The sequence below is a fragment of the Nocardia tengchongensis genome (genome assembly GCF_054781395.1).
In genome coordinates, this window is sequence record NZ_BAAGUM010000009.1 from 61,769 (window position 1) to 87,975 (window position 26,207).

General features: G+C 67.8%; 25 protein-coding genes. 16 read left to right on the plus strand and 9 right to left on the minus strand.

Annotation, left to right across the window (positions count from 1 at the left end):
* Window positions 1–26: 26 nt before the first annotated feature.
* From ACYVKL_RS23280 to ACYVKL_RS23295, 4 genes are all read left to right on the plus strand, one after another.
* Window positions 27–1,466, plus strand: coding sequence for a multicopper oxidase family protein (locus tag ACYVKL_RS23280; protein ID WP_379167994.1), 1,440 nt, complete (start codon window positions 27–29; stop codon window positions 1,464–1,466).
* Window positions 1,400–1,858, plus strand: coding sequence for a cupredoxin domain-containing protein (locus ACYVKL_RS23285; protein ID WP_379167996.1), 459 nt, complete (start codon window positions 1,400–1,402; stop codon window positions 1,856–1,858). Before ACYVKL_RS23280 ends, ACYVKL_RS23285 begins: the two co-directional genes overlap by 67 nt.
* 62 nt (window positions 1,859–1,920) lie before the next feature.
* Window positions 1,921–2,328, plus strand: coding sequence for a hypothetical protein (locus tag ACYVKL_RS23290; RefSeq protein WP_379167998.1), 408 nt, complete (start codon window positions 1,921–1,923; stop codon window positions 2,326–2,328).
* A 183-nt stretch (window positions 2,329–2,511) separates the two neighbouring features.
* Window positions 2,512–3,891 (plus strand): uracil-xanthine permease family protein, encoded by a 1,380-nt coding sequence (locus tag ACYVKL_RS23295; protein ID WP_379168000.1) that lies wholly within the window; start codon window positions 2,512–2,514, stop codon window positions 3,889–3,891.
* Here the strand turns inward: ACYVKL_RS23295 and ACYVKL_RS23300 are convergent.
* The gene (locus ACYVKL_RS23300) at window positions 3,880–4,749 is read right to left on the minus strand and encodes a metallophosphoesterase family protein (protein ID WP_379168002.1); all 870 of its coding nucleotides are present in this window, start codon (window positions 4,747–4,749) and stop codon (window positions 3,880–3,882) included. The genes ACYVKL_RS23295 and ACYVKL_RS23300 overlap by 12 nt on opposite strands.
* A 36-nt stretch (window positions 4,750–4,785) precedes the next feature.
* On the opposite strand from ACYVKL_RS23300, the gene ACYVKL_RS23305 reads away from it, so the two are divergent.
* A complete protein-coding gene (locus ACYVKL_RS23305) occupies window positions 4,786–5,619 on the plus strand; it encodes an SDR family oxidoreductase (protein ID WP_379168004.1) in 834 nt (277 codons plus the stop codon).
* A gap of 76 nt (window positions 5,620–5,695) precedes the next feature.
* Here ACYVKL_RS23305 and ACYVKL_RS23310 read toward each other — a convergent pair whose 3' ends face one another.
* Together ACYVKL_RS23310 and ACYVKL_RS23315 are read right to left on the minus strand one after the other, a co-directional pair.
* Window positions 5,696–6,610 carry an SDR family oxidoreductase gene (locus tag ACYVKL_RS23310; protein WP_379168006.1) on the minus strand — a complete coding sequence of 305 codons (915 nt, stop codon included), beginning with the start codon at window positions 6,608–6,610 and terminating at the stop codon, window positions 5,696–5,698.
* Window positions 6,611–6,640: 30 nt separating this feature from the next.
* Window positions 6,641–7,435 carry an SDR family oxidoreductase gene (locus tag ACYVKL_RS23315; protein ID WP_379168008.1) on the minus strand — a complete coding sequence of 265 codons (795 nt, stop codon included), beginning with the start codon at window positions 7,433–7,435 and terminating at the stop codon, window positions 6,641–6,643.
* A 50-nt stretch (window positions 7,436–7,485) separates the two neighbouring features.
* Between ACYVKL_RS23315 and ACYVKL_RS23320 the strand changes: the two genes are divergently transcribed.
* The 7 genes from ACYVKL_RS23320 (at window position 7,486) to ACYVKL_RS23350 (ending at window position 14,460) form a co-directional block, all read left to right on the plus strand.
* Window positions 7,486–8,250, plus strand: a complete 765-nt coding sequence (locus tag ACYVKL_RS23320; RefSeq protein ID WP_357089788.1) for an enoyl-CoA hydratase family protein — start codon at window positions 7,486–7,488, stop codon at window positions 8,248–8,250.
* 4 nt (window positions 8,251–8,254) lie between these two features.
* Window positions 8,255–9,130 (plus strand): CoA transferase subunit A, encoded by an 876-nt coding sequence (locus ACYVKL_RS23325; RefSeq protein ID WP_379168011.1) that lies wholly within the window; start codon window positions 8,255–8,257, stop codon window positions 9,128–9,130.
* The gene (locus tag ACYVKL_RS23330) at window positions 9,130–9,888 is read left to right on the plus strand and encodes a CoA-transferase subunit beta (protein ID WP_379168013.1); all 759 of its coding nucleotides are present in this window, start codon (window positions 9,130–9,132) and stop codon (window positions 9,886–9,888) included. Before ACYVKL_RS23325 ends, ACYVKL_RS23330 begins: the two co-directional genes overlap by 1 nt.
* Window positions 9,885–10,964, plus strand: a complete 1,080-nt coding sequence (locus tag ACYVKL_RS23335) for an NAD(P)H-dependent flavin oxidoreductase (protein ID WP_213558286.1) — start codon at window positions 9,885–9,887, stop codon at window positions 10,962–10,964. Before ACYVKL_RS23330 ends, ACYVKL_RS23335 begins: the two co-directional genes overlap by 4 nt.
* A gap of 557 nt (window positions 10,965–11,521) precedes the next feature.
* Window positions 11,522–12,838, plus strand: coding sequence for a hypothetical protein (locus ACYVKL_RS23340; protein ID WP_379168016.1), 1,317 nt, complete (start codon window positions 11,522–11,524; stop codon window positions 12,836–12,838).
* A 10-nt stretch (window positions 12,839–12,848) separates the two neighbouring features.
* The gene (locus ACYVKL_RS23345) at window positions 12,849–13,361 is read left to right on the plus strand and encodes an ImmA/IrrE family metallo-endopeptidase (protein WP_213558284.1); all 513 of its coding nucleotides are present in this window, start codon (window positions 12,849–12,851) and stop codon (window positions 13,359–13,361) included.
* A 73-nt stretch (window positions 13,362–13,434) separates the two neighbouring features.
* The gene (locus tag ACYVKL_RS23350) at window positions 13,435–14,460 is read left to right on the plus strand and encodes a hypothetical protein (RefSeq protein WP_379168018.1); all 1,026 of its coding nucleotides are present in this window, start codon (window positions 13,435–13,437) and stop codon (window positions 14,458–14,460) included.
* 608 nt (window positions 14,461–15,068) lie between these two features.
* Here ACYVKL_RS23350 and ACYVKL_RS23355 read toward each other — a convergent pair.
* Both ACYVKL_RS23355 and ACYVKL_RS23360 read right to left on the minus strand, forming a co-directional pair.
* On the minus strand, window positions 15,069–15,485 hold the full coding sequence (locus ACYVKL_RS23355) for a helix-turn-helix domain-containing protein (RefSeq protein WP_011207048.1): 417 nt from the start codon (window positions 15,483–15,485) through the stop codon (window positions 15,069–15,071).
* A gap of 358 nt (window positions 15,486–15,843) precedes the next feature.
* The gene (locus ACYVKL_RS23360; RefSeq protein WP_357198592.1) at window positions 15,844–17,010 is read right to left on the minus strand and encodes a steroid 3-ketoacyl-CoA thiolase; all 1,167 of its coding nucleotides are present in this window, start codon (window positions 17,008–17,010) and stop codon (window positions 15,844–15,846) included.
* Window positions 17,011–17,155: 145 nt separating this feature from the next.
* On the opposite strand from ACYVKL_RS23360, the gene ACYVKL_RS23365 reads away from it, so the two are divergent.
* On the plus strand, window positions 17,156–18,421 hold the full coding sequence (locus tag ACYVKL_RS23365) for a cytochrome P450 (protein WP_357198812.1): 1,266 nt from the start codon (window positions 17,156–17,158) through the stop codon (window positions 18,419–18,421).
* Window positions 18,422–18,530: 109 nt separating this feature from the next.
* On the opposite strand, the gene ACYVKL_RS23370 is transcribed toward ACYVKL_RS23365, so the two are convergent.
* The 4 genes from ACYVKL_RS23370 to ACYVKL_RS23385 are packed head-to-tail and all read right to left on the minus strand — an operon-like array spanning window position 18,531 to window position 22,084.
* Window positions 18,531–18,947 carry a nuclear transport factor 2 family protein gene (locus ACYVKL_RS23370; RefSeq protein ID WP_379168020.1) on the minus strand — a complete coding sequence of 139 codons (417 nt, stop codon included), beginning with the start codon at window positions 18,945–18,947 and terminating at the stop codon, window positions 18,531–18,533.
* Entirely contained in the window at window positions 18,944–20,110 is a 1,167-nt protein-coding gene (locus tag ACYVKL_RS23375) for a thiolase domain-containing protein (RefSeq protein ID WP_213558282.1), read from the minus strand. Before ACYVKL_RS23375 ends, ACYVKL_RS23370 begins: the two co-directional genes overlap by 4 nt.
* Window positions 20,107–21,144, minus strand: a complete 1,038-nt coding sequence (locus ACYVKL_RS23380) for a thiolase domain-containing protein (protein WP_379168022.1) — start codon at window positions 21,142–21,144, stop codon at window positions 20,107–20,109. The genes ACYVKL_RS23375 and ACYVKL_RS23380 overlap by 4 nt, the downstream gene beginning before the upstream one ends.
* A 16-nt stretch (window positions 21,145–21,160) precedes the next feature.
* On the minus strand, window positions 21,161–22,084 hold the full coding sequence (locus tag ACYVKL_RS23385; protein ID WP_379168874.1) for a Zn-ribbon domain-containing OB-fold protein: 924 nt from the start codon (window positions 22,082–22,084) through the stop codon (window positions 21,161–21,163).
* A 135-nt stretch (window positions 22,085–22,219) separates the two neighbouring features.
* Here ACYVKL_RS23385 and ACYVKL_RS23390 point away from each other — a divergent pair, with 135 nt between their 5' ends.
* The 3 genes from ACYVKL_RS23390 to ACYVKL_RS23400 all read left to right on the plus strand — a co-directional run bounded on the left by ACYVKL_RS23390 (window position 22,220) and on the right by ACYVKL_RS23400 (window position 26,163).
* Entirely contained in the window at window positions 22,220–23,257 is a 1,038-nt protein-coding gene (locus ACYVKL_RS23390) for an LLM class F420-dependent oxidoreductase (RefSeq protein WP_379168024.1), read from the plus strand.
* A gap of 170 nt (window positions 23,258–23,427) precedes the next feature.
* On the plus strand, window positions 23,428–25,074 hold the full coding sequence (locus tag ACYVKL_RS23395; protein WP_379168026.1) for an acyl-CoA synthetase: 1,647 nt from the start codon (window positions 23,428–23,430) through the stop codon (window positions 25,072–25,074).
* 93 nt (window positions 25,075–25,167) lie between these two features.
* Complete coding sequence (locus ACYVKL_RS23400) at window positions 25,168–26,163, plus strand: sigma-70 family RNA polymerase sigma factor (protein ID WP_379168028.1); 996 nt, start codon at window positions 25,168–25,170, stop codon at window positions 26,161–26,163.
* Window positions 26,164–26,207: the final 44 nt, after the last annotated feature.

A 26,207-nucleotide genomic window follows, 5' to 3' on the forward strand; every position in this document is an offset into this window, starting at 1 on the left:
TCGGGCTGGTCCGGGGGTTGAACGCGATGGCGAACGAGAACCTGCCGAGAAGGGGGTTCCTGTTGGGAGCCTTCGGCATCGCGGGCATGGGCTACCTGGCCTCGGCCGCGGCCGAACCGTCGACCCTGCCGCCACCGCCGGTACCGGTTCCCGCGATTCCGGCCCCCTCGCTGACGCCGTTCAACTATCACTCGCCGCCGCTTCAACCCTTCGTCGACGAGCTGCCCATCCCCGAAACCCGCGCGGCGGCAGGAGAATTGGCCGCCACCTCCGGAGTCCATCGCTACCACCGGGACCTGCCGGAAACCCGGAGCTGGGGATTCGAGCGGCCGGTCCTCGGGCCGAACCTCGAAGCCTTCCGGGACCGGGTGGCCCGCATCGGTTTTCGCAACGAGCTGGGTCTCCACGTGCTGGCCCCGCATGTGGACGTCACCATGCACGGCGTCACCGAGGAGGACCGCACCGATCCGCGATTCACCGTGCATCTGCACGGCGGCGCGAATTCTCCCGACGCCGACGGGCATCCGCTGATCGGCTGGCGCAATGGCGGCGGCCCCCGCTTCGCGTACGGGAACCGCCAGGAAGCTGCGACGCTCTGGTATCACGACCACGCCATGGGGATAACCAGACTGAACATCCAGGCCGGACTGGCTGGAATGTATTACCTGCGCGACGAATTCGACACCGGCCGCGCCGACAACCCGCTCGGACTGCCCAGCGGAGAATTCGAGATCCCGCTCATCGTGCAGGACCGCACCTTCGATGCCGACGGCGACGTGCAACCCATGGTCGCCACCTATATTCCGCAGGGCTACAACCAATCCGGGCAGCTCGGCGACGTCTGCTGCGTGAACGGGGTGGTGTGGCCGCGACTCGACGTGCGGCGCACCCTCTACCGGTTCCGGCTGCTCAACGGATCCAACTCGCGCCCCTACATTTTCGAGTTCTCCAATGCCCAGCCGTTCTTCGTCATCGGCGGCGACCTGGGACTGCTCGACGCACCGGCGACCGCGCCGTGGGTACGGGTGAGCCCGGGCGAGCGGGTGGACCTGCTCGTCGACTTCCGCGGGATCCGCGACGGCGAGACGGTCGATCTCATCGATACCGCCCTCAACGATCTCGGCAACACCGTGTTCATGGCCCCCGAACTGCGCTCGGTCATGCGCTTCACCGGCGCGGGTGACGGCCCGGCCGCGGAGCTGCCACCCGTGCTGCGCGGCGGGCCCGGCCGCCCCGACCCGCTGGAACCGCTCCGGCGGCCGGACTCGGTGCGGACCGTGACGCTGATGGGCCTCAGCGATACCTCCCGGCCGGTGTCCTTCTCCACCATGATGTCGCTGAACAACCTGCCCTTCCTGAGCTCGGACATCGACCTGGCCCGGGCCGGGACCGTCGAGCAGTGGGACGTCGTCAACACCACACCGTTCGACCACCCCATCCACTGCATCTGGCCCGGCTGCGGGTGATCGGCCGCCAGCCCATCCTGACCTCGGCCTACTTCGCCGCCAACTATCCGCCGAGGTTCGGCGTTCGCTGGGCGCCCTCGGCCGACGCCTTCGCCCTCGGTCCCGAACAGGGGCCGCCGCAGTGGGAAGCCGGCTGGAAGGACACCGTCGAGTGCCCGACCGACACCATCACCCGGGTCCTGGTGCGGTGGCCCGCGGTGGCGGAGCTCGGATTCGATCCCGACGCGGTGATTCCGGTGCCGCCCGGCGCGGTGGCAGTATCACCGGGCTCGGACGCGGAGATGACGGATGGCATGACCGAACCCGCGGAGATCCGCGGCTATGTCTGGCACTGCCACAATCTCGATCACGCCGATCACGACATGATGCAGCGGATTCGCGTACAGCCCTGACGCCGGTGCGCGAAGTTTCCGATGCCGCACGGCATCTCGGCACATCCTCCTAGGCTTCTCGCATGCCGAATTCGGTGGAGGCCCGGTTCGAGAAGGTGGCACGCGCGGCCCGCCGCGTCCAGGACGCGGTGGAGCGGGTGCGCGCTCGCGCCGTGGTGGACCAGGTGCGGATCGAGGTGGCCGCGGACGGGCGGATCACCGCGCTGGCGCTACCGGATGCCGTTATGGCACAGTCTGTTTCGACCGCGCACGAGCGGGCTCGGATCCGCGCGCTGGACCGGGCCGCCGCGCTGCGCCGGGGGCTGAGCGACGATGCGGCAGTGGCGGACGCAGTGCGCCGACTGCTAGGCGCCGCCTCGGAGGCGTCGAATAGCTGTGTGTCGCAGAATATTTCCGACGCCGGCTGTGCGGATGCCCCGAACCCGTATGCGCTGCCGTGCGCCATCCGGCGGCGCTACGGGATGGATTGACGGCTCGAAGGTTGCCAGGCATTGTCTCCGTGGTGGATACGGCCTCGTCATTCGCCTGGCAATGATCTTGAGGCCCTGACGGCCGGCAATTGTCCGGGTCGCGCAGGGTTATGAGCTGTCAGTTTGCTCGGATTAGGATGGCCGCGGACGCATTTCAGGCCTTCGGGAGAAAGCGGGCAATTCATGGATTTGGGTGTCCGCTGGACGATGCACGGCGACGGGCGCACGCCCGCGCCCGGGGCCGTGGTGCGGCCCGACGAGCGGCTGTCGTGGCCGCGGACCTTCGGCCTGGGCGCCCAGCACGTGGTCGCCATGTTCGGCGCGAGCTTCGTCGCGCCGGTCCTGATGGGTCTCGACCCCAACCTCGCCATCATGATGTCCGGCGTCGCGACCGCCCTGTTCCTGCTGGCCACTCGCGGCCGGGTGCCCAGCTATCTGGGCTGCTCGCTGTCCTTCGTGGGCGTGGCGGCCGTGATCCGGGCGCAGGGCGGCAATAGCGCGACGGTTACCGGAGCCTGCCTGGTGGTGGGCGCGGCGCTGTTCCTGATCGGTCTGGCCGTACAGCGCTTCGGCGCGCGCATCATTCACGCCGCCATGCCGCCCGTGGTGACCGGCGCGGTGGTCATGCTCATCGGCTTCAATCTGGCCCCGGTCACCGCCGCGACCTACTGGCCGCAGGACCAGTGGACCGCGCTGCTGGTCATGCTGTTCACCGGATTAGCGGTGGTGGGCCTGCGCGGATTCTTCTCGCGCATCGCCATTTTCCTGGGCCTGGTGTTCGGCTACGGCCTGTCCTGGGTGCTGGACCGGGTGTTCGGGCGGATCCACTCGGCCGACGGCAGCGGCACGGTCACCGACCATTGGCGGCTCGACCTGTCCCGGGTGGCGCAGGCGGATTGGATCGGCCTGCCCAGCTTCCATGCCCCGGCCTTCCAGTGGTCGGCGGTGCTGGTCGCGCTGCCGGTGGTGATCGCGCTGGTCGCCGAGAACGCCGGGCACGTGAAGGCGGTCGGCGAGATGACCGGCAGCGACCTGGACGACAGGCTGGGCGCCGCCATCGCCGCCGACGGCGCGGCGTCCATGCTGTCCACCGCGGTCGGCGGCCCGCCCAACACCACCTACTCCGAGAACATCGGCGTCATGGCCGCCACCCGCGTGTACTCGACGGCCGCCTACTGGGCCGCCGCGTTCTTCGCGCTGCTGTTCGGCCTGTGCCCCAAGTTCGGCGCGATCGTGGCGGCCATCCCCGGCGGCGTGCTCGGCGGGATCACCGTCATCCTCTACGGCATGATCGGCCTACTGGGCGCGCAGATCTGGACCAATGCCCGGGTCGATCTGCGCAATCCGCTGAACCTGGTGCCGGCCGCGGCGGGCCTGATCATCGGCATCGGCAATGTGAGCATGAAGTTCACCGACACCTTCACCCTGAGCGGCATCGCGCTGGGCACGCTGGTCGTCATCACCGGCTATCACGTGCTGCGGGTGTTCGCCCCCGCGCACTTCAAAGGGGAAGAGCCGCTGCTCGACGAGGGCACTTCCTCATACGACGAATCAGGCGGGTAGGGAACGGGATTCGGACTCGGTCACCGCATCCGCCGCGCAGGGGAGTTGCAGGACGTACCAGGTGTGGTCGGTCGAGTACTCCAGATACTGCGAGGCGTCCGGATCGCAGGCCAGGCCCTCGACCCGGGTCCAGTGCCCGTCACCGGCGGCGATGGTGTCGGTGTAGCGGACGTGCAGGTGGCCGTGGAAGAGCAGGCCCGGCCGCAGCGTCTGCACCACCGTCTGGATGCGGTCCTGGTTGGGATAGCACTCCGGCTTGTCCTTGCGATTCCACTTCGGCTGCGAGGCGCGAGGTTTGTCGTGGGTGAGCAGCACGTCCACCGGCGAGCCGTCGGCCGCGAGCAGCTCCGACAGCTCGTCGTCGGTCATCTCCTCCTCCGGGAACCACAGCGTGCCCGCGGTGTCCGCCGATTTGGAGGAGCCGTAGCGGCGGCGTTTGCGGAGCTGTTCGGCCTTGCGCGCCTCCCAGGCCAGCCGCCGGCCCTTGTCGGTGGAGCGGGCGCCACCGAAGGCGGCGAAGGTGGTGCCGTCCCAGGTCCAGCGGTGTCCGCGGGGCGCGTACCGAAGGTGTTTGCGGCACATCAGGAAGCCCTCGTCGTCGCGCTGCTCGTCGTAGAGCTCGTGCAGCAGCGAGGTCTTGTCGTGATTGCCGTCGAGGAAGTACACGGTCACCCCGGCCCGCTTGGCCGCCTTGTTCACGACGTCGAAGTACCGCCGGCCGGACGCCATGTGCTCCCAGGCCCCGAAGTCGCCGACCGCGAACACCTTGTCGCAGTCGTTGCGTACCGCGACCCGCACCAGGTTCAGCGCGTGCTCGGCGTTTCCGTGCAGGTCACCGACAATCAGGACATTCCCCATCGCCACATGGTGGCATGCTCGAATTAGGCTGACCACATGAATTCTGTGTTGGTCACCGGAGCGGCCCGCGGTATCGGAAAAGCCATCTGCCTGCGGATGGCACAGCAGGGCTGGCACGTTTACGCGGGGGTCCGCAAACTGTCCGACGGCGAGGCGCTGACCGCCCAGAACCCCGCCATCACCCCGATCGTCCTCGACGTCACCAACCCCGACCAGATCGCGGAGCTCGACGCGGTGCTGCCCGCCGACCTGACCGCCGTGGTCAACAACGCGGGCATCGTCGTCGACGGGCCCGTCGAACTCCTCACTCCGGAAGAGCTCCGAAACCAGTTCGAGGTCAACGTCTTCGGCGCGGTCGCCGTCACCCAGGCGGTCCTCCCGCGGCTGCGCGCCACCCGCGGCCGGGTGGTGTTCATCTCGTCGCTGAGCGGCCGCATCTCCACCCCCGGCACCGGCGCCTACAACTCGTCCAAGTTCGCTCTCGAGGGTTTGGTCGACGCCCTGCGAGTGGAACTGCGCCCCTGGGGAATCCACACTTCCCTCATCGAGCCCGGCCCGATCGCCACCGACCTCTGGTTCGGTGCGACGGACATGGTCGACACCACCACCTCGCACCTGACCGACGAGCAGCGCACCCTCTACGCCGCGCACCTCGCGGGTCTGCGCAAGATGTCGCAGCAGGTTCCGAAGATCGCCGCCCCCGTGGGTTCGGTGGTCAAGAAGGTCGAAAAGGCGCTCACCGCAAAGCGTCCCAGCGCCCGCTATGTCCCGGGGATCGCCGGAAAGATCCAGGTCATCGCCACCGGCCTGACGCCGACCCCGGTCCTGGACACCCTCTTCGCCCTGGTGTCTGGTATCCGCAAGAAGTAGCGGCCGGTCTGAAAACAGAACCGCCGGTACCCATCGAGCTGGGTACCGGCGGCGGAAGCGCTTCGGGCGGTGCGTATTACGCGCCGTAGACCGGCTCCGGGGTGATGGCCTTGGCGAGCAGGTCGTTCACGACCGGGCCCAGGTCGGCCGGGTTCCAGCGGGCACCGCGATCGACGGAGACGCCGTGACGGTGGCCGTCCATGACGGTGACCTTGCCGGCCTCTACCTCGAACATACGGCCGGTGACGGCGGCGGACTCGGCGCTACCCAGCCAAACCACCAGGGGGGAGACGTTTTCCGGGGCCATGGCGTCGAAGCCGCCGTCCTCGGGAGCCGCCATGGTCTCGGCGAACACGGTTTCGGTCATGCGGGTGCGCGCGGCCGGGGCGATGGCGTTCACGGTAATGCCGTAGCGACCCATTTCAGCAGCGGCGGTAATGGTCAGGCCTGCGATACCGGCCTTGGCGGCGGAGTAGTTGCCCTGACCGACCGAACCGAGCAGACCCGCGCCCGAGCTGGTGTTGATGACGCGCGCCTGGGGCTGACGGCCCGCCTTGGACTCGTTGCGCCAGTATTCGGCGGCGTGACGCATCGGGGCGAAGTGGCCCTTGAGATGCACCTTGATGACCGCGTCCCACTCGTCTTCGCCGAGGTTGACCAGCATACGGTCGCGGACGATACCGGCATTGTTCACCAGAACGTCCAGACCGCCGAAGGTCTCAATGGCGGTGGCGACCAAACGACGCGCACCCTCCCAATCGGAGACATCGTCACCGTTCACCACGGCTTCGCCACCCGCGGCACGAATCTCCTCGACCACCTTCGCGGCACCGGAGTCCGGCTTGGGCGTGCCGTCGAGCTCGGCACCCAGGTCGTTCACCACGACCTTGGCGCCGGCGGCGGCGAAAGCCAGCGCGTGCGCGCGGCCAATGCCCTGACCCGCACCGGTCACGATGACGACGCGGCCGTCGCAGATCTTCTTGTCCGTCATATCGATTACCTCTTCGTGTGTTCGGTCGGTCTAGTGGCCTGAGACGGCGGGGACGTCCGCGGTGGAGGCTTCCAGGAAGGCGGGCTTCTCGCCGCCGCCGTGCACCAGCAGCGCGCTGCCGGTGACATAGGACGCGAGCGGGGAGGCCAGGAAGGCGGCGGTACGGCCGATGTCCTCGGGGGTCGCCATGCGCCCCATGGGCACTGTGGCGCTGACCGAGGCGATGCCGTCCTCGTCGCCGTAGTGCAGGTGCGAGGACTCGGTGTTGACCAGGCCGCAGATGACGGAGTTCATCCGCACCTTGGGCGCCCATTCCACCGCGAGCGACGAGACCAGGCTGTCCACACCGGCTTTCGCCGCGCCGTAGGCGGCGGTGCCGGGGGAGGGCCGGTGCCCGGAGACGCTGGAGATCATCACGATCGAGCCGCCGGTGTCCTGCTTCTGCATGACCTCGTTGGCGATCTGCGAAACCAGCAGCGGCGCGAGCAGGTTCAGCTGCACGATCTTCGAGTGGAAGTTGGCGCTGGCGTCGGCGGCCAGGGCGAAGGGCGCGCCACCGGCGTTGTTCACCACGGTGTCCAGGCGCCCGTACTTCTCGACGATCGTCTCGATGAGCCCGCGCACCGAATCCGTATCGCGCACGTCGCACGGCAGGAAGTCGATGGTGCGGCCATTGCTCTCGACGGGGGTGTCGCCGGGCCGTCGGGCACAGGCCACCACGGTCGCCCCCGCGTCGAGGAAGACCCGGCTGATGCCGGCGCCGACGCCGCGCACACCGCCGGTGACCAAGACGACCGAGCCGGACAGGTTTACTTCGATTCCCACCGTGCTAACCTACCAAGCACTTGCTTGTTTTGCCAACGATGGGACTCGCGATGGGGATCAACCGTCACACCGAAACCGAGGGCGTCGAAGTCGTCACTGTCGACTACGCCCCGGTCAACGCTCTGCCTTCCGACGGCTGGTTCGCCCTGGCCGACGCCGTCACCCAGGCCGGTAAGAACCCGGAGACCCGGGTCGTGGTGCTGCGCGCCGAGGGCCGCGGCTTCAACGCCGGCGTGGACATCAAGGAGATGAACGCCGACACCGGCCACACCGCCCTGATCCGCGCGAACCACGGCTGCTTCGCCGCCTTCGCCGCGATCTACGACTGTGAGGTCCCGGTCGTCACCGCCGTGAACGGCTTCTGCCTCGGCGGCGGCATCGGCCTGGTCGGCAACTCCGACGTCATCGTCGCCTCCGACGACGCGACCTTCGGCCTCCCCGAGGTCGACCGCGGCGCGCTCGGTGCGGCCACCCACCTGGCGCGACTGGTCCCGCAGCACCTGATGCGGACCATGTTCTACACCGCGGGCACCCTCACCGCGCAGCAGCTGCACCACTACGGCTCGGTCTTCAAGGTGGTGCCGCGCGCCGAACTGGACGCCGCCGCCATGGAGGTCGCCAAGAACATCGCCAACAAGGACGGCCGCGTGATCCGCGCCGCCAAGAAGGCGCTCAACGGCATCGACGTGCAGGACGTGCACCGCTCCTACCGCTTCGAGCAGGGCTTCACCATGGAGCTGAACCTCGCCGGTGTGGCCGACGAGATCCGGGCGCGCTTCGACGACGACCTGGCCGCTCAGAAGAAGGGGAAGTAAAGCCATGCGCGACAAGCGAATGAACCTCGACGAGGTCGTCGGTGAGCTGCGCAGCGGCATGACCATCGGCATCGGCGGCTGGGGTTCCCGGCGCAAGCCGATGGCGTTCGTGCGCGCCCTGCTGCGTTCGGACGTCACCGATCTGACCGTGGTCACCTACGGCGGACCGGACCTGGGCCTGCTGTGCTCGGCCGGCAAGGTCCGCAAGGCGTACTACGGCTTCGTGTCCCTGGACTCCGCGCCGTTCTACGACCCGTGGTTCGCCAAGGCCCGCACCGAGGGTGCGATCACCGTGCGCGAGATGGACGAGGGCATGGTCAAGTGCGGTCTGCAGGCCGCGGCGGCTCGTCTGCCGTTCCTGCCGATCCGTGCCGGATTGGGTTCGGCCGTGGTCGATTTCTGGGAGGGCGAGCTGAAAACTGTTCAGTCGCCTTACGAGACGGACGGCAAGACCGAGACCCTGGTCGCCATGCCCGCGCTGAGCCTGGACGCCGCCTTCGTGCACCTCGACCTGGGCGACAAGCACGGCAACGCCGCCTACACCGGCGTCGACCCGTACATGGACGACCTGTACATGCTCTCGGCCGAGAAGCGCTACCTGTCGGTGGACCGCCTGGTCGAGACCGAGGAACTGGTGAAAGCCGTTCCGACGCAGGCGCTCGTCCTCAACCGCATGATGGTCGACGGTGTGGTCGAGGCCCCCGGCGGCGCGCACTTCACCTTCTCCGGCAGCTACGGCCGCGACGAGAAGTTCCAGCGCCACTACGTCGAGGCCGCCAAGACCCCCGAGTCGTGGGCCGAGTTCAAGGCTCGCTACCTGGACGTGTCCGAGGCCGAATACCAGGCCGCCGTCAAGGCTTTCGCCGAGGAGCAGAAGTAATGACCGACACCACCACCATTACTCGGGCCGAGATCTGCGTCGTCGCCGCCGCCGAGATCTTCCGCGGCGCGGGCGAGATCATGGCCTCCCCGATGTCCACCGTCACCACCATCGGCGCGCGCCTGGCGCGGCTCACCTTCGAGCCCGACCTGCTGCTGTCCGACGGTGAGGCGCTGTTCTTCGCCGAGGTCCCGCCGATCGGCGGCAAGGCCCCGATCGAGGGCTGGATCCCGTTCTCGAAGGTCTTCGACGTCGTGAACTCCGGTCGCCGCCACGTGGTCATGGGCGCCAACCAGCTCGACCGCTTCGGCAACCAGAACCTGTCGGCGTTCGGCCCGCTGCAGCAGCCGACCCGCCAGATGTTCGGTGTGCGCGGCGCGCCGGGCAACACCATCAACCACGCCACCAGCTACTTCGTGCCCAAGCACAACAAGCGGGTGTTCGTGGACCAGGTCGACATCGTCTCCGGCATCGGTTACGACAAGATCGACCCGGAGAACCCGGCCTACCGGTTCCACCACCTGCACCGGGTGGTCTCGAACCTGGGCGTGTTCGACTACAACGGCCCGGACCACACCATGCGCGCGCTGTCGCTGCACCCCGGTGTGACCGCGGACGAGGTCGCGGAGAACACTTCCTTCGAGGTCGCCGGTCTGGCCGAGGCGGGCGAGACTCGGCTGCCGACCGAGGAAGAGCTCACCATCATCCGGACCGTGCTGGACCCGAAGGGTTTCCGCGAGAAGGAAGTGACAGCATGACCGCTCAGCGTTTGAAGACGCCGCTGACCGAACTGGTCGGCATCGAGCACCCGGTCGTCCAGACCGGCATGGGCTGGGTCGCCGGACCCGGCCTGGTCGCGGCCACCGCGAACGCGGGCGGCCTCGGCATCCTGGCCTCGGCCACCATGGACCTCGACGAGCTCGAGGTGGCCATCGCCAAGACGAAGGCCAAGACCGACAAGCCGTTCGGCGTGAACATCCGCGCCGACCTGTCGGACGCCCCGGACCGCATCGACATGATGATCCGCGACGGCGTCAAGGTGGCCTCCTTCGCGCTGGCTCCCAAGAAGGAGCTGATCGCGAAGCTGAAGGACAACGGCGTCGTCGTGATGCCGTCCATCGGTGCGGCCAAGCACGCGGTGAAGGTCGCCTCCTGGGGCGCGGACGCCGTGATCGTGCAGGGCGGTGAGGGCGGTGGCCACACCGGTTCCGTCGCCACCACGCTGCTGCTGCCGTCCGTGCTGGACGCCGTCGACATCCCGGTCGTGGCCGGTGGCGGTTTCTTCGACGGCCGCGGCCTGGCCGCCGCGCTGTCCTACGGCGCGGCCGGTGTCGCGATGGGCACCCGCTTCCTGCTGACCCAGGACTCCAGCGTGCCGGATTCGGTCAAGCAGGAGTACCTCAAGCGCGGACTGCAGGACACCGTGGTCTCGCTCAAGGTCGACGGCATGCCGCACCGGGTGTTGAAGACCGAGCTGGTCGAGAAGCTCGAGCACTCGGGCAATATCCGCGGCCTGTACGCCGCGCTGGTCAATGCCGCCAAGTTCAAGTCGATGACCGGCATGAAATGGACGACCCTGGCCAAGGAAGGCCTCAACACCCGCAAGCACAAGGACCTCACCTGGTCCCAGGTCATCATGGGCGCGAACACCGCCATGTACCTGAAGGCCGGCCTGGTGGAGGGCAACACCGAAGCCGGTGTCCTCGCCTCGGGTCAGGTCGCGGGCATCATCGAGGATCTGCCGACCGTGCAGGACCTGATGGAGCACATCATCACCGAGGCCATCGAGCGCATCGACAGCCTCAACCAGTACCGCGTCACCACTTCGGCCTGACGCCCCCGCACGTGCGCGGCCACCACAGCCCGGCCGCGCACTCCGGATCCGCACACCATCGGATCCACCCGCGCGCCGCATGTCCGGCGCACCGAGCCGCTCCCGGAACCTCTCGCCCGGGGGCGGCTTCGCGCATTCCGGGGACCGGTGATCGGCGTTCCGGCGGTTGCTGCGATATGTCTGAATTGTCGGCTATCTGAACGGCAGTGAAACCTCTCGGTTCGTGGGATCCGGCGGTGAGGTGTGCGGGTGGCGGGCCCGCTCGGGTCAATTGGCCTGGGGCGCTTGGTGATATTGGATACGTGGGGGTAAGCGCAGGCGTACGGTTTGTGAGCACCCCTAATGCGATCGGGACTTGTGCGGAAGGACATGGTGACCGGTACGATGACCGCGTTCCGCAACGGTCCGGCAATCGGGGCGACAGTGTGAGCTCGAAACCTGTCCCGAACCGCCTGCCGAGGAACGGGTTTTCGTACCCCCGGTGCGGAGACAAGCCAAGCGCGCGGTATCGATGAGGGGATGGCTGGCGCATGATCGTCGATCGTGCAATGCGACTGGTGGCAGTGATCGCAGCTGTCGCCGGTTCGGCACTGCTCGGGCCCGCTGCCGCTGACGCGCAGCCGGGCCTCCCACTCGACCCCGCGCCCGCCGGGCAGGATCCGGTGCTGCCCGCCCCGCAGTCTCAGCCCGTCGTCCCGCAATCACTGCCGGGGTCTCCGCAGTCGCAGGCCGTGGCCGTCACCCCGGTGGCCGGGCCTCTGGATCTGCTGTCCATTCTTTTCGGGCTCGGTACCGGTTCGGCAGGAGCGGCTGTCGGTTCGGCCGCCGTCGGTTCCGCCGGTCTGGGCACCGTGCTCGGTGGCACCGGTTCGGCTGCCCTGGGCTCCGGTTCGGCTGTAACCGGTTCCGCCGGTGCGGGATTGGGTTCCGCGGTGGCGGGCACCGGTTCGGCGGGAGCCGCCACCGGGTCGGCCGTGCTGGGCACCGGTTCCGCCGCGGTCGGTTCCGCCGGACTCGGTACCACCGGGGTGCTCGGCCTGGGTTCCGCCGCCGTCGGCTCGGCGGGCCTCGGCACCGGATCCGCGCTGCTCGGGCTGCTGCTCGGCACCGGCTCGGCCGCAACGGGTTCCGCCGCGGTCGGCTCCGCGGCCGTCGGCTCGGCCGGATTGGCCGCCCTGTGCACCGGTTCCGCCGCCGTCGGTTCCGCCGGAATCGGTTCCGCCGGTGTGGGTTCCGCGCTCGCCGGTTCGGCCGGTCTGGGCGCCGGCCTCGGCGCGGGTGCCGGTTCGGCAGGTATGGGCTCCGCGGCCGGTTCGGCCGGCGCGGGTTCGGGGGTGGGTTCGGCGGCCGGCGGTTCGACCGGCGCCGGTTCCGCGGCCCTCGGGTCCGCCAGTGTCGGAGGCCTGGGTTCGGGATCGGCCGAGCTGGGTTCGGCTGCCGTGGGTTCCGCGGCCCTGGGTTCGGCCGGTCTCGGGTCCGCCGCCGTCTGTGCTTCACCGTTGCTGCTGTTGCTGATTCCGCCGCCCGCCGTGCCCGGGCCGCCGCCGGTGCCGCTGGAGATTCCGCAGCCCCCGGCCGTCCCCGCGCTGCCCGCGGTGGTGGCCCCGGTGGCCGCGCTGCCCGAAGCCGAACCGCCCGCGCCGGCGCCGCCCGCGCCGAAGCCCGCTCCCGTTCCGGCCCAACCGGATCCGGACGTGAAGCCGACCTCGCACAACTCCCCGCTGCCGCCATGGAAACCGCTGTCGGTGATCGGCGGGCTGATCGCGATGGCGCTGGCGGGCACCGGCTCGGGTGCGGTGAGCTTCCAGAGCGCGGGCGCGGCGCAGGGCCGGGTCGACGCCGCGCGCGCGGCATTCTTCGGACCGAGGGCATGAGGGGACCGCGATGACCGAGAGCAAGGCTCATAGCATCGGGTCCTACCGCCGGGTGGCCGCCGCGGTGGACGCGGTGTGCGCGGTGGCGGCCGACTTCGACGCCACCGACCTCGAGGAAGTGGTGCTCGCCATCTCGGCGGAGCGCCGCCGTCCCATCGAGATCGCCAGCGCCACACTGGGTCCCGGCGTCTGCGGCCAGCGTCGCAGCTATCCGGACCGGGACGTGATCGTGCTGGCGCAGGCGCTGCCCAGTCGCGAGCACACCCTCGCGCACGAGCTCGGGCACATCGTGTTCGACCATCCGGGCGAGGCCGCGACCGAGGTGGTGCTGGAGGCCAGCGACGATCTGATCGCCTACATGCTGAGCCAGCGCGCGCATCAGAAGACCATCGAGCTGGGCGACGACGAGCAGTGCGAGTGGGAGGCCGAGACTTTCGCGAGCATGCTCATGACACGTCTGCGGGTCTTCAACAGCCGGGGCGCGGGCGTCTCGGTCCTTCGATTCGATGAGGCACTCGGATGACCGAGTCAGGCCCCGGAGGCGGCAGCTTGCGTAACCACGTAGGGGCCCTCGGGCATCCGCAGGAGGGCACAGTATGACCTTTTGGTTGATTGCCATGCTGGTCTGGATGGCCTCGGGGGCGCGCGTCGGGCGCGTGCTGGTGAAACCCGCGACGACGGCGCGGGTCGCGATCGTGATCGCGGTGGCCGCGGTGGCCTTGGCCGCGACGGTCGGGGTGCCGGAAATCGGTCTGGCCGTTGACCATCTGATCCCGGACGGCGTGCACGGCATGTGGCTCGGCGACCGGGTGGTGACGGCGTCCTGGATCATGTTCGCGACCGCCACCTCGGTGGTGGCCTCGGCCGCGTGGCCGGTGGTGTCGCGCCGCAACCTGCGGCAGATCGCCATGATGATCTACTCCGGCGGGGCGATCGCGATGATCCTGACGCTGGCCTGGTCGGTCACCTTCGGCTGGGCGATCGTGCTGCTGGAGTGCGTGTTCATCGTGATCACCGGTGTGCGCAACCTGGATTGGACCACCTTGGGCCGCGGGATCGCGCTCTATACCACCGGTACCGCGGTGGTCGGACTGCTGGCCGCGTTGTCCATCCGGCGTGCGGTGCGCGACGAGCCGATGCCGAAACCGGGTGATGAGGGCTGGTTCTGGCCGGTGTGGCAGATCGCGGCGCTGCTCATCGCGATCGGCGCGGTGTGGATCGTGATCGAGCTGTGGTGGCGGGCAAGGGTGCTGCTCAAGCAGATTCGCACCCTGCATCGGGTGCTGATCGCGCGGTTCCCGGAGGTGGTGGCACACGAACAGACCGGGACCGGCACTCAGCTCAAGGCTTCCGACCAGGTCGCGCAGATCATGGACGCGCTCTACCTGCAGTCCGGTGGCGGAGTGGAGTTGACCGCGGCGGGCTCGCCGCCCGTCTCGGTATCCGAGCGAGCGCGGCGGGTGGCCGAGTGGGCGCGGAATCCGTTCGGCGAGGTGGTGATCGACGGTCGCTGGATCTCGCCGCCGGCCGGTGTCAGTCCGCGCGGCTGGGTCCAGGCGATCGCCCGCGCTTATGACGCGGCGCCCGCGTCGGCCGTGGTCCAGGGCTCGGGGAAGCGGTAATCGGCCGCGCGGACACGTTGAGCGATTTACTCTTTCATTACTATTCGACCCGGTCGGACATTACCGTCCGGAAGGGCTCGAAGTTGATCACGCGGAGATCACCGACGCTTTTGTGATCTTGTCGCAAATGCGCAAGTCCCGTACCTCGCGTGATTGCCATGGGCGCGGCATTCCGGCGGGCCTTCGCGAGGAGACTTCGTATCCGAGGTTTCGTCTCATCGAACCCGCCGTGCGTGGTACGGGACTTTGCTTGTCACTTGTAGTTGTCAGTCGTGCTTGTCGCGGTTGGTGCAATGGGGCGAAACACTCGCAGTGCACAAAACGACATAGTGCACAAAACAACTGATTCGACCGTCCCGGAGTACCGGGACAGTGTTATGCCAGCTTTGTGCATAGTGCACCAGCGCAGAGGTCTACGCCACATGGCCTCAGCGGGCTGAGGCCGGTGCAACATCCTTCACGTGGACCACATGGGTCCGGCAGGACGCCGGTACTGCCCTGCAAGCAGTACCGGCGTCAGCCTTATGTCCGGTCTGGATCAAGCCCTGTAACAAACCAACACAGTGCGGCCTCCGAGCTAGCCGCACTGTGTTGCTCTGTGGCAGTGCTTATTCCGTGCCATCCGGAGGAATTTCGGGCAAACCTTCGCTTGCCCGCAATTTCTCCGCCATAGACGTGAGGAGATTCTGAGATTCTTCGGACAGGTCGAACGCCCTGCTCGACAGACGACGGAGTCCATAGCCCTGCAGCTGGGACAGCAGCTCGAGATCATGATCGATCTTCGCCGCGTAGATGTCGTTGAAGAAGTAGTCCGGTTTGACCTTGAAGAACTTTGCCAGAGCAGCCACCGTCTCATCCGACGGGTTCGTGCGCTGTCCCGACCGCAACTGCGACAGATACGGTTTCGAGATCGGATGGCCGGATGCCGTCAAGGCGGCCGCCACCTCTGCGTTCGTGTGCGGCTTACGCCCCGGGGGATGCACGGTTTCGAACAGCTTGTTCAGCCGCGCCGCGAAATCAGCCATTGTGAGCCGCCCAATTCCCTTCGCTGTACTAACAGTCGTTATCTCGGATACGTATCATTGATATTAGCGGCTCAGTAACTGAAAACCTACGCCTGATTCGCGATTTCCTTGAAGCTTCTAGGCGGTGATCCGGTTCACCCGCTGTGGCTTGGGCGTTTGCGGGGTCACCCCACCGTTCTTGCCAAGGGCTTAAGAGCCCCGGTTCTGGCCCGTCGCGGGGGTCTTCCCGGACGGGCCTCGGGTAGCCATAAGATAGCTGATGGATCATCTTCTTGTCTGTACCGGATTTTGTGTGGCGTACGCCACGTTCAGGGTTCAGACGGATGAACGTTCAACCTGGCCGAAAATCATTGAGAGACTAGATCCGTTCGATGATCGTGCCCGTCGCGAGGGCCCCGCCACAGCACATCAGGATCATGGCGGTGCTCTTGCCGGTGCGCTCCAGCTCGTGCAAAGCCGTTGTGATCAAGCGGGATCCGGTGCTGCCGACCGGGTGGCCCAGCGCGATGGCGCCGCCGTTGACGTTCACGCGATCGAAATCGGGCTTGTGCACCGAGGCCCACGACAGCATCACGGACGCGAAAGCCTCATTGATCTCGAACAAATCGATATCCGAGATGCTCATGCCGGAGCGCTCCAGCAGCCGCTCGCAGGCCTGGACCGGACCGTCGAGGTGGAATTCGGGCTCGCCACCGACCAGGCACTGCGACACGATGCGGGCGCGCGGACGCAATCCCTCACGCTGCGCGGCCTTTTCGTCCATCAGCAGCACTGCGGCGGCACCGTCGGAGATCTGCGAGGAGGTGCCGGCGGTGTGAATTCCGCCCTCCAGCACCGGCTTCAGCTTCGCGAGGCCCTCCCGGGTGGTCTCGCGCAGACCCTGGTCGCGGCTGATGTCGGCGAACTCACCGGTGAGGACGCCCTGTTTGTCGACCTGCGGCGCGTTCTTGATCGTCAGCACCTCGCGGTCGAAGCGACCCTCCGCCCACGCCTGCGCGGCCAGCCGCTGCGAACGCTCGCCGACCGCGTCGACATCGTCGCGAGTGATGCCGCGCCGCTTGGCGATTCGCTCGGCGGCCTCGAACTGATTGGGCATGTCGATGTCCCAGGACGCGGGGCGGCGAGGACCGGCTTCGGTTCCGACGTTGGCGCCCAACGGAACATGGCTCATGGACTCGACGCCACAGGCCAGACCGACCTCGATGGCGCCGGTGGAGATCAGACCGGCCACCAGGCCCGCGGCCTGCTGCGCGGAACCGCACTGATTGTCGATGGTGACGGCACCGGTCTGCCACGGCAGTCCGGCGTGCAGCCACGCGGTGCGGGTGACGTTGTTGCCCTGCTCGCCCACCTGCATGACACAGCCGCCGACAACCTGCTCGACCAGCGCGGGGTTCAGCTGCGCGCGCTCGAGCACGCCTTTCTGTGCCGCACCCAGCACCTCGGCGGCGTGCAGGCCGGCGAGCCAGCCGTTGCGCTTGCCGATGGGGGTGCGAGCGGCCTCGACGATGACGGGGGTACCCATGTGCTTTTCCTTCCGGATCAGAACTGCAACGAGTTCACGACCAGTAACGTAAGTCTGTTCCGGACTATTACCTAGTCCCTTCTCTTGTTCTACCCCCTGTGCTTCAATAGCGGTAGAACGTGTTTCAGTTGGTCAAAGGAGACCCCTGGTGGTTGACACTGCGGCCCGGCCCGGAGTGCCGGATGGATTCGACGTCACCGACCCCGAAATCTGGGCGAAGCGGGTGCCGGCCGAGGAGCTCGCCGAACTACGCAAAACCGCACCTATCTGGTGGAACCCCAAGTCGCCCGAGGTCGGTGGGTTCACCGACGACGGCTTCTGGGTGCTGAGCAAGCATGCCGATGTGAAGACCGTCTCGCGCCGCGACGACGTGTTCTCCACCTACGAGAACACTGCCATCCCGCGGTTCCAGGATGACATCACCCGCGAGCAGATCGACCTGCAGCGGTTCGTCCTCCTGAACAAGGACGCCCCGGAGCACACCAAGCTCCGCAAGATCATCTCCAAGGGCTTCACCCCGCGCGTCATCAACGGCCTGCGCGCCGAGCTGACCGCTCGCGCGGAGTCCATCGTGAAGGCCGCTGTCGAGGGTGGCACCGGCGACTTCGTCGAGCAGGTGGCCGCCGAGCTGCCGCTGCAGGCCATCGCCGAGCTGATCGGCGTGCCGCAGGAAGACCGCATGAAGCTCTTCCAGTGGTCCAACGACATGACCAGCTACGACGATCCGGACTCCGACGCCGACCCGGTCGTGGCCTCCACCGAGATCCTCGGCTACTCGTACCAGATGGCCGAAGCCCGTCGCGCCTGCCCGGCCGACGACATCGTCACCCAGCTGATCGAAGCCGACATGGACGGCGAGGCGCTGCTGCCGGAGGAATTCGGCTTCTTCGTCATGATGCTGGCGGTCGCGGGCAACGAGACCACCCGCAACGCCACCACCCACGGCATGATCGCCTTCATGGAGAACCCCGACCAGTGGGAGCTCTTCAAGAAGGAGCGGCCCAAGACCGCGGCCGACGAGATCATCCGCTGGGCCACCCCGGTCAGCTCCTTCCAGCGCACCGCGCTGGAGGACGTCGAGGTCGGCGGCGTGGAGATCAAGAAGGGCCAGCGGGTCATCCTGTCCTACCGCTCGGCCAACTTCGATGAAGAGGTGTTCGAGGACCCGTACACCTTCAACATCCTGCGTGACCCGAACCCGCACCTGTCCTTCGGCGGCACCGGCGCGCACTTCTGCATCGGCGCGAACCTGGCTCGACTCGAGATCGAGATCATCTTCAACGCCATCGCCGACCACATGCCCGACATCACCAAGCTGGGCGACCCCAAGCGCCTGCGCTCGGGCTGGCTCAACGGCATCAAGGAATTCCAGGTCGACTACAGCGGCGGCGGCTGCCCCGTAAAGCACTGAGCGACCGATGATTTGATCCGCCCTGTACCCCTCTCACTCCTCAGGGCGGAGACAAAACAGAAGCGGGCGACTGGATCTCATCCAGTCGCCCGCTTCGTTTTTCGAGGCGCTAGGCCTTCTTCGTCGTCGCCATGGCGCGGTCGGTTTCCCAGAACGCGCGCAGGGCAAGGATTTTGCCGTCCTCGTCCACCTTGTAGGTGAAGACGCCCTCGGCATCGATGATGTGCCCGCCCATGGTGGTGCGGATGCGGCCGGTATAGGCCACCTCACGCCCGCACGCGAACGAGTCGTCGAAGAGGAACTCGATCGACTCGGTCTGGGCGATCGCCTTGTCCCAGAACGCCGCGATCGCTTCCGCGCCACGGTGTCCCACGCCATCGGGATCGAAGAACGACGGACCGACCGGGTCCTCCACGATCCCGTCGGCGGCGAACAAGGCCACCCAGGCGGCCTTGTCCTTGGCGCGGACCGCGGCCTGCGAGGCCGCGCCCGCCACCCGCGCGGGGTGCTCGGTGGTGGTGGTCATCGCTGTTCGCTTCCCACGACCCACATCGAGAAGTACTGCGAGCCACCGCCGTACGCGTGGCCGAAGGCCTTGCGCGCGTTCTCCACCTGGTAGTCGCCCGCGCGGCCCATGACCTGCTTGGCGGCCTCGGCGAAGCGGATCATGCCGGACGCGCCGATCGGGTTGGAGGACAGCACGCCGCCCGACGGGTTGACCGGCAGCTTTCCGCCGATGGCGGTCTCGCCGGCGTCGGTGAGCTTCCAGCCCTCGCCCTCGGGCATGAAGCCCAGGTTCTCCAGCCACATGGGCTCGAACCACGAGAAGGGGACATAGATTTCGGCGGCGTCGATCTCGTCGAGCGGGTTGGTGATCCCGGCCTGCTGCCACAGCGCCTTCGCCGCGGCCTGGCCGGCCTGCGGGTTCACCTGGTCGCGGCCCGCGTAGGCCAGCGGCTCGGTGCGCATGGCGGTGCCGTGCACCCACGCCACCTTCTTGCCCTGCGCTTCGACGGCCTTGGCGGATTCCTCGTCACCGATCACGATGGCGCAGGCGCCGTCCGAGGACGGGCAGGTCTCGTCGAAACGGATGGGGTCCCACAGCATCTGGGACGCCATCACCGATTCCACGGTGATATCGGGCTGGTGCAGGTGCGCGAACGGGTTGCGCGCGCCGTTGCGACGATCCTTCACCGCGACCATGGCGCCCACGTGCAGCGGCGCGTTGGAGCGGCGGATGTAGGCGCGCACGTGCGGGGCGAAGTAGCCGCCCGCGCCCGCGCCGACCGGCATGGTGAACGGGACCGGGTTCGACAGCGCCCACATGGCGTTCGACTCGGACTGCTTCTCCCACGCGACGGCCAGCACCCGGCGATGCACGCCGGCCTGCACCTGGTTGGCCGCGACGACGGCGGTGGAGCCGCCGACGGAACCGGCGGTGTGCACGCGGAGCAGCGGTTTTCCGGTGGCGCCCAGGGCATCCGAGAGGAACAGCTCCGGCATCATGGAGCCCTCGAAGAAGTCGGGGGCCTTGCCGATGACGACGGCATCGATATCGGCCATGGTCAGGCCGGAGTCCGTGAGCGCCCGGTCGATGGCCTCGCGGATCATGCCCGCCATGGATACATCGGACCGTTTGGTCACGTGATGGGTCTGACCCGTGCCGAGGACGGCAGCTGCGTAGCTCATGAACGTGCCTCCAGGGTGGCCACCAGGTTCTGCTGCAACGCGGGGCCGCTGGCGGCATGCGCCAGTGCACGATTCGCGGTGCCATTGATGATTTCGCGGGCGGCGAAGCCGATGCGCTCCAGGCCGGCCGCGAACATGGGGTTGCCCGACAGCGCACCGCCGGACGGGTTGATCCGGGTGTCTCCGTTCAGGCCGATGGCCTGCTTCAGGATCAGCTCTTCGTGGGTGAACTGCGCGTGCAGCTCGGCGATATCGAAACCGCTTGTGTCGCCGCCGGTTACGGCGTTCGCCGCCTTGGCAGCGGACTCCGAGACGGTGAGGTCGCGGGCGCCCAGCACGGGGGAGTCGATGTAGTGCGCCATGCCGGTCAGCCAGGCCGGACGCTCGCACAGTTCGCGGGCCCGGTCGCCGACGGCCAGCACGATCGCGGCGGCGCCGTCGGTGATGGGCGCGACGTCGTGGGCGCGCAGCGGATCGTTGATCTTCGGTGCGGCCAGCAGCTTGTCGATGTCGCCACCGGTGGTGCGGGCGGCGACGGCGGCCATGTCGGCCTCGGTCCAGCGGCCGGCGTCCAGGCCCGCGCGAGCCTGCAGTCCGGCCATCGACAGCGAGTCGACGCCCAGCGGCGCGACCAGGTACGGGTCGGTCTGCAGACCCAGGATCTGGCGCAGGGTACCGGCCGACGACTTGCCGAAACCGTAGACCAGCGCCGTCTTCGCCTGTCCGGAGCGGAGTTTCACCCACGCCTCGTACAGCGCCCAGGCCGCGTCCATCTCCACGTGCGACTCGTTGATCGGCGGCACCGCGCCGATGGAGTCGATCGCCGAGATGAACGAGAACGCGCGGCCCGCAAGGTAATCCGAGGAGCCGGAGCACCAGAAGTCGATATCGGCGACGCCGACGCCGAGCTTCTGCTCGAGCTCCCGGAAGCACGGCGCGAGCATCTCCACGCCGTTGGTGGTGCCGAAGGTCTCCGGCACGTGCGGTGCGTGGGCGAATCCCACCACCGCGATGTCGGTTGCTGTGTTACTCAAGGTATTCAGCGCCTCTCTACAGGTGGTGCGCGAAGCTGTCGTAGTCGGCGTCGGGCTCGCCGGTCGGCCGGAAGTGGTCGATATTGGCCATGGACAGGCCCCACTCCTCGCGCGGCTTCCACACCGCCTCGATTCGCATGCCCATCCGGACCTCGCTCGCGTCGACGCCGAGCACCAGGTGCAGGAAGGGGATGTCCGCGCCGTCGAGCAGCACGTATGCGGCGACGTACGGGGGCTTGAGGCGCTGGCCCATGAACGGCACGTTCACGATGCAGAAGGTAGTCACGATGCCCTTGTCGGACACCTCGACGAAGTCGTCGGTCGGCGAGCCGTCGCGCGGGTCGGCGCCACGCGGCGGGAAGTACACCTTGCCGTCGAGCTTGGCGCGCGCGCCGAGCAGCTTGCCCTCCATCAGGCCCTTCAGGAAGACGGCTTCCTGCGGTGCGGCGGTGTGCTTGATCGAGAAGTCGACCGGGGTCACGATGCCGGTGACAGGCTCGGCGTCGTCGGCGGCAGCCGCCGGCGCGTTGGAGGTGTCACCCGGTTCGAAGGCCACGATGTCGTGGATGTGCCCGGTGCGCTCGGCGGCCCAGCGGGCGCGTACGCGCATGCCGGTCGAGATGTCGGCGGGGCTCGCCACATCCACCGCGTGCAGGATGGCGGTGTCGGCGCCGTCCAGCTTGATCAGCGCGTAGGCGAACGGCCGGTCGAACGGCTGGCTCGGCAGCGGTTCGGCCACCCAGGACCAGGTCTGCACGGTGCCGACGTCGGAGACGTCGACGAACTCCGCCAGCGGTTCCGCGGTCTTCGGATCGTATTCCGCGGGCGGCACGATGACGCGCCCGTCGGAACCCCGCACCCCGATGACCTTGCCGGCGCGCAGTTCCGTGAGGAAGCGCCCGATGGTCGGACCGGTGGAGCGGGTGTAGTCGAATTGCATCCGCAGCGGTGCGGACAGTACTTCGGTGTTCCCCAGAGTCACGAGATCGAGTAGAACAGGTTCTAGTGACGGTGGCAAGAGTACGGGCTGCGGCCCTGACGACCGGTCCCGAATGTTCTAGGAAGGAACACGGAAATGCGCTTTGGCTTGCAACTGGGATATTGGGGCGCGCAGCCGCCCGCCAATACGCGGGAGCTGATCGCGGCCGCGGAGGAGACCGGCTTCGACGCCGTCTTCACCGCCGAGTCGTGGGGCTCGGACGCCTTCACTCCACTGGCCTGGTACGGCTCCGACACCAGCCGGGTGCGGCTGGGCACCTCGGTCGTGCAGATGTCGGCCCGCACCCCCACCGCGACCGCCATGGCCGCGCTGACCATCGATCACCTCAGCGGCGGCCGGCACATCCTCGGCCTCGGCGTCTCCGGCCCGCAGGTGGTCGAGGGCTGGTACGGCCAGCCCTTCGGCAAGCCGCTCGCCCGCACCCGTGAATACGTCTCGATCGTGCGGCAGGTGCTGGCCCGCGAGGACAAGGTGACCAGCGCGGGCCCGCACTACCCGCTGCCCTACGCCGGTCCCGGCGCCACCGGATTCGGCAAGCCGCTCAAGTCGATCACCCACCCGCTGCGCTCGGACATCCCGATCTGGCTCGGCGCCGAAGGCCCCAAGAACGTCGCGATGACCGCGGAGATCGCGGACGGCTGGCTGGCCATCTACTACACGCCGCGCTTGGCCGACATGTACAACGAATGGCTCGACGAGGGCTTCTCGCGTCCGGGCGCGCGGCGTTCGCGCGAGGACTTCGAGATCGCCGCCACCGCCCAGGTGATCCTCACCGACGATCCCAAGGCCGAACTGGATCGGCTGCGGCCGTTCATGGCGCTCTACATCGGCGGCATGGGCGCGGAGGAACTCAACTTCCACGCCGAGGTGTATCGCCGCATGGGTTACGGCGAGCAGGTCGACGAGATCACCCGCCTGTTCCGCACCGGCCGCAAGGATGAGGCGGCCGCGGTGGTGCCCGACGAGCTGATCCTCGACACCACCATCATCGGCAACGAGGCGCAGGTGCGCGAGCAGTTGAAGGTGTGGGAGCAGGCCGGGGTCACCATGATGCTGGTCGGCGTCCGCGATATGGAGCAGTTCGAGAAGCTGCGTCCGCTCATCGAGTCCTGACGAGGCGTGATCGGGCCGAGTGCGCCCCGCTGAGCGGGGCGCACTCTTCCGGATTGTTCCCTTTCGGCAGTACGTCGCCGTACTCTGTGACCGGGGGCACGCCCGCTCAGTGGGACGGGTGCGAAAACAGTGGCTTGTCACACACAAGAACACGTTCTATTTTGGTCCCTGTGAGCTACAACATTGCGGACCTTGTCGAGCACACCATCGACCTCATGCCCGAACGTGTCGCACTGGTTGACGACACCCGCTCGGTCACCTACGCCGAGCTGGAGGACCGGGCCAACCGTCTGGCGCACTACCTGCAGGAACAGGGCGTGCAGCCGGGTGACAAGGTCGGCGTCTACTCGCGCAACACCATCGAGGCCGTGGAGGCCATGGTGGCGATCTTCAAGGCGCGGGCAGTCATGATCAACGTGAACTACCGCTACGTTGAGAACGAGTTGCAGTACATCTTCGAGAACTCGGACATGGTCGCGCTGCTGCACGAGCGTCGCTACAGCGACAAGGTGGCCAACGTGCTGCCGAACGTGCCCGCGATCAAGACGGTCCTCACCGTCGAGGACGGCACCGACCTGCCGCTGCCCCCGAGCGCCGTCGAATACGAGGCGGCCCTGGCCTCCTCGCACGGCGAACGCGACTTCGAGGACCGCACCTCCGACGACATCATGATGATCTACACCGGTGGCACCACCGGCATGCCCAAGGGCGTCATGTGGCGGCAGGAGGACTGGTGGCGCGTGCTCGGCGGCGGCATCAACTTCTACACCGGTGAATTCGTCGAGGACGAGTGGCAGCAGTCCAAGGGCGGCGCCAGCGGCAACGCGCCCATGGTGCGCTACCCGATCCCGCCGCTGATCCACGGCGGCGCGTTCACCGCGACCCTGCACAGCCTCTTCGACGGCGGCAAGGCCGTCATGCTGCCCGAGTTCAGCGGCCACGGCGTCTGCCGCGCGGTCCAGAACCACGGCGTCAACATGATCTTCATTACCGGCGACGCCATGGCCCGCCCGATCCTGGACGCGCTCGCCGAGGGCAACCCGGAAACCGGTGCGCCCTACGACCATTCGGCGCTGTGGGTGCTGGCCAGCAGCGCGGCGCTGTTCTCGCCGGTGCTCAAGGACGAGTTCATCGAGCGGTTCCCGAACGCGCTGATCACCGACTCCATCGGCGCGTCGGAGACCGGCTTCGGCGGTCTGGCCGTGGCCACCAAGGGCGCCACGCACACCGGCGGCCCGCGCGTGAAGATCGACGGCTCCACCAAGGTCATCGACGAGGAGGGCAACGAGGTCGCGCCCGGCTCCGGTCAGGTCGGCATGATCGCCCGCACCGGCAACATCCCGATCGGCTACTACAACGACCCGGTCAAGACCGCCGAGACGTTCAAGGAGTTCAACGGCAAGCGCTACTCCATCCCCGGCGACTTCGCCCGGGTGGAGGAGGACGGCACCGTCACCATGCTCGGCCGCGGTTCGGTGTCGATCAACTCCGGTGGCGAGAAGATCTTCCCCGAAGAGGTCGAGGGCGCGCTCAAGGCGCACCCGGACGTGTTCGACGCGCTGGTCGTCGGCGTGCCCGACGAGCGCTGGGGCAACCGCGTGGTCGCGGTCGTGGCCTGCCGCGGTGCGGCCCGCCCGACCCTCGAGGAACTGCGCCCGACCCTGGTCAAGGAGATCTCCTCCTACAAGATGCCGCGCAGCCTGTGGTACGTGGACGAGATCAAGCGCTCGCCCGCCGGCAAGCCGGACTACAAGTGGGCCAAGGCCGAGACCGAAGCCCGCGATGCCGACAACCACGCCCAGGCTTCCTCCAAGTAAGTGCTGAAAACCGATGCCCGCCTGCGCACCGCAGGCGGGCATCGGTCGTTCGACGACTGTTTCTTGTCGGTGGGCTGTGCGAGGCTGTCAGGCATGAGCGAGAAGGCGGGCGGCGCCGTATCGGATGATGTACTGCGGTCTTTCGAGTCGCATCGGCGCGAGTTGTGCGCGTACGCGTATCGAATGCTCGGGTCCTCGTTCGAGGCCGAGGACGCCGTGCAGGAGACCTTCACCCGGGCGTGGAAGTCCTATGACTCGTTCGAGGGCCGCGCCAGTGTGCGGTCCTGGCTGTACAAGATCGCCACCAATGTCTGTCTCGACATGCTCGACGGGCCGCAGCGGCGGGCCCGGCCGATGGACCTCAACGGGCCCTCCACGCCCGATTCGCAATTGCCCCCGCCGGAGCCGGATTACGTGTGGGTGGAACCGATTCCGAACGCGCTGGCCTTCGGCGCCGACCCGGCCGAGGCCGCCAGCACCAAGGACACCCTGCGCCTGGCCTTCGTCGCCGCGGTGCAGCATCTGCCCGCCAGCCAGCGCGCCATCCTGATCATGCGCGAGGTGCTGCGCTTCTCCGCCGGTGAGACCGCGGACATGCTGAACGTCTCGCCCGCCTCGGTGAACAGCGCCCTGCAGCGCGCCCGCGCCACCATGTCGAAGGTGCAGGAGACCGCGACGGTCTCCGATCCGTTCGACGAGCGCAACGAGCAGCAGCGCAAACTGGTCGACGATTTCGTGAAGGCCTTCGAGGCCTACGACATGAGCGCGCTCACCGAACTGCTGAAAGCCGATGTGGCGCTGTCCATGCCGCCGTTCTCGCTGTGGGTCTCCGGTCCGGAGAACGTGGCGGCCTTCATGCTGGGCACCGGCCAGGCCTGCCGCGATTCCCGCCTGGTTCCGCTCGGCGGCGCCAACGGCCTGCCCGCCTTCGGCCACTACAAGCCCGGCGACGAGCCCGGTGTCTGGATCCCGTGGTCCATCACGACCTTGGAGCTGGACGGCGACCGCATCTCCGGTCTCACCTTCTTCCTCGACACCGAGAAGCTGTTCCCGCTCTTCGGTCTCCCCCCGGAGCTACGCCCGAACTAGGCTCTCCGGCACGGGAGTTCACGGGCGCCGCAGCCCGGGGGAGG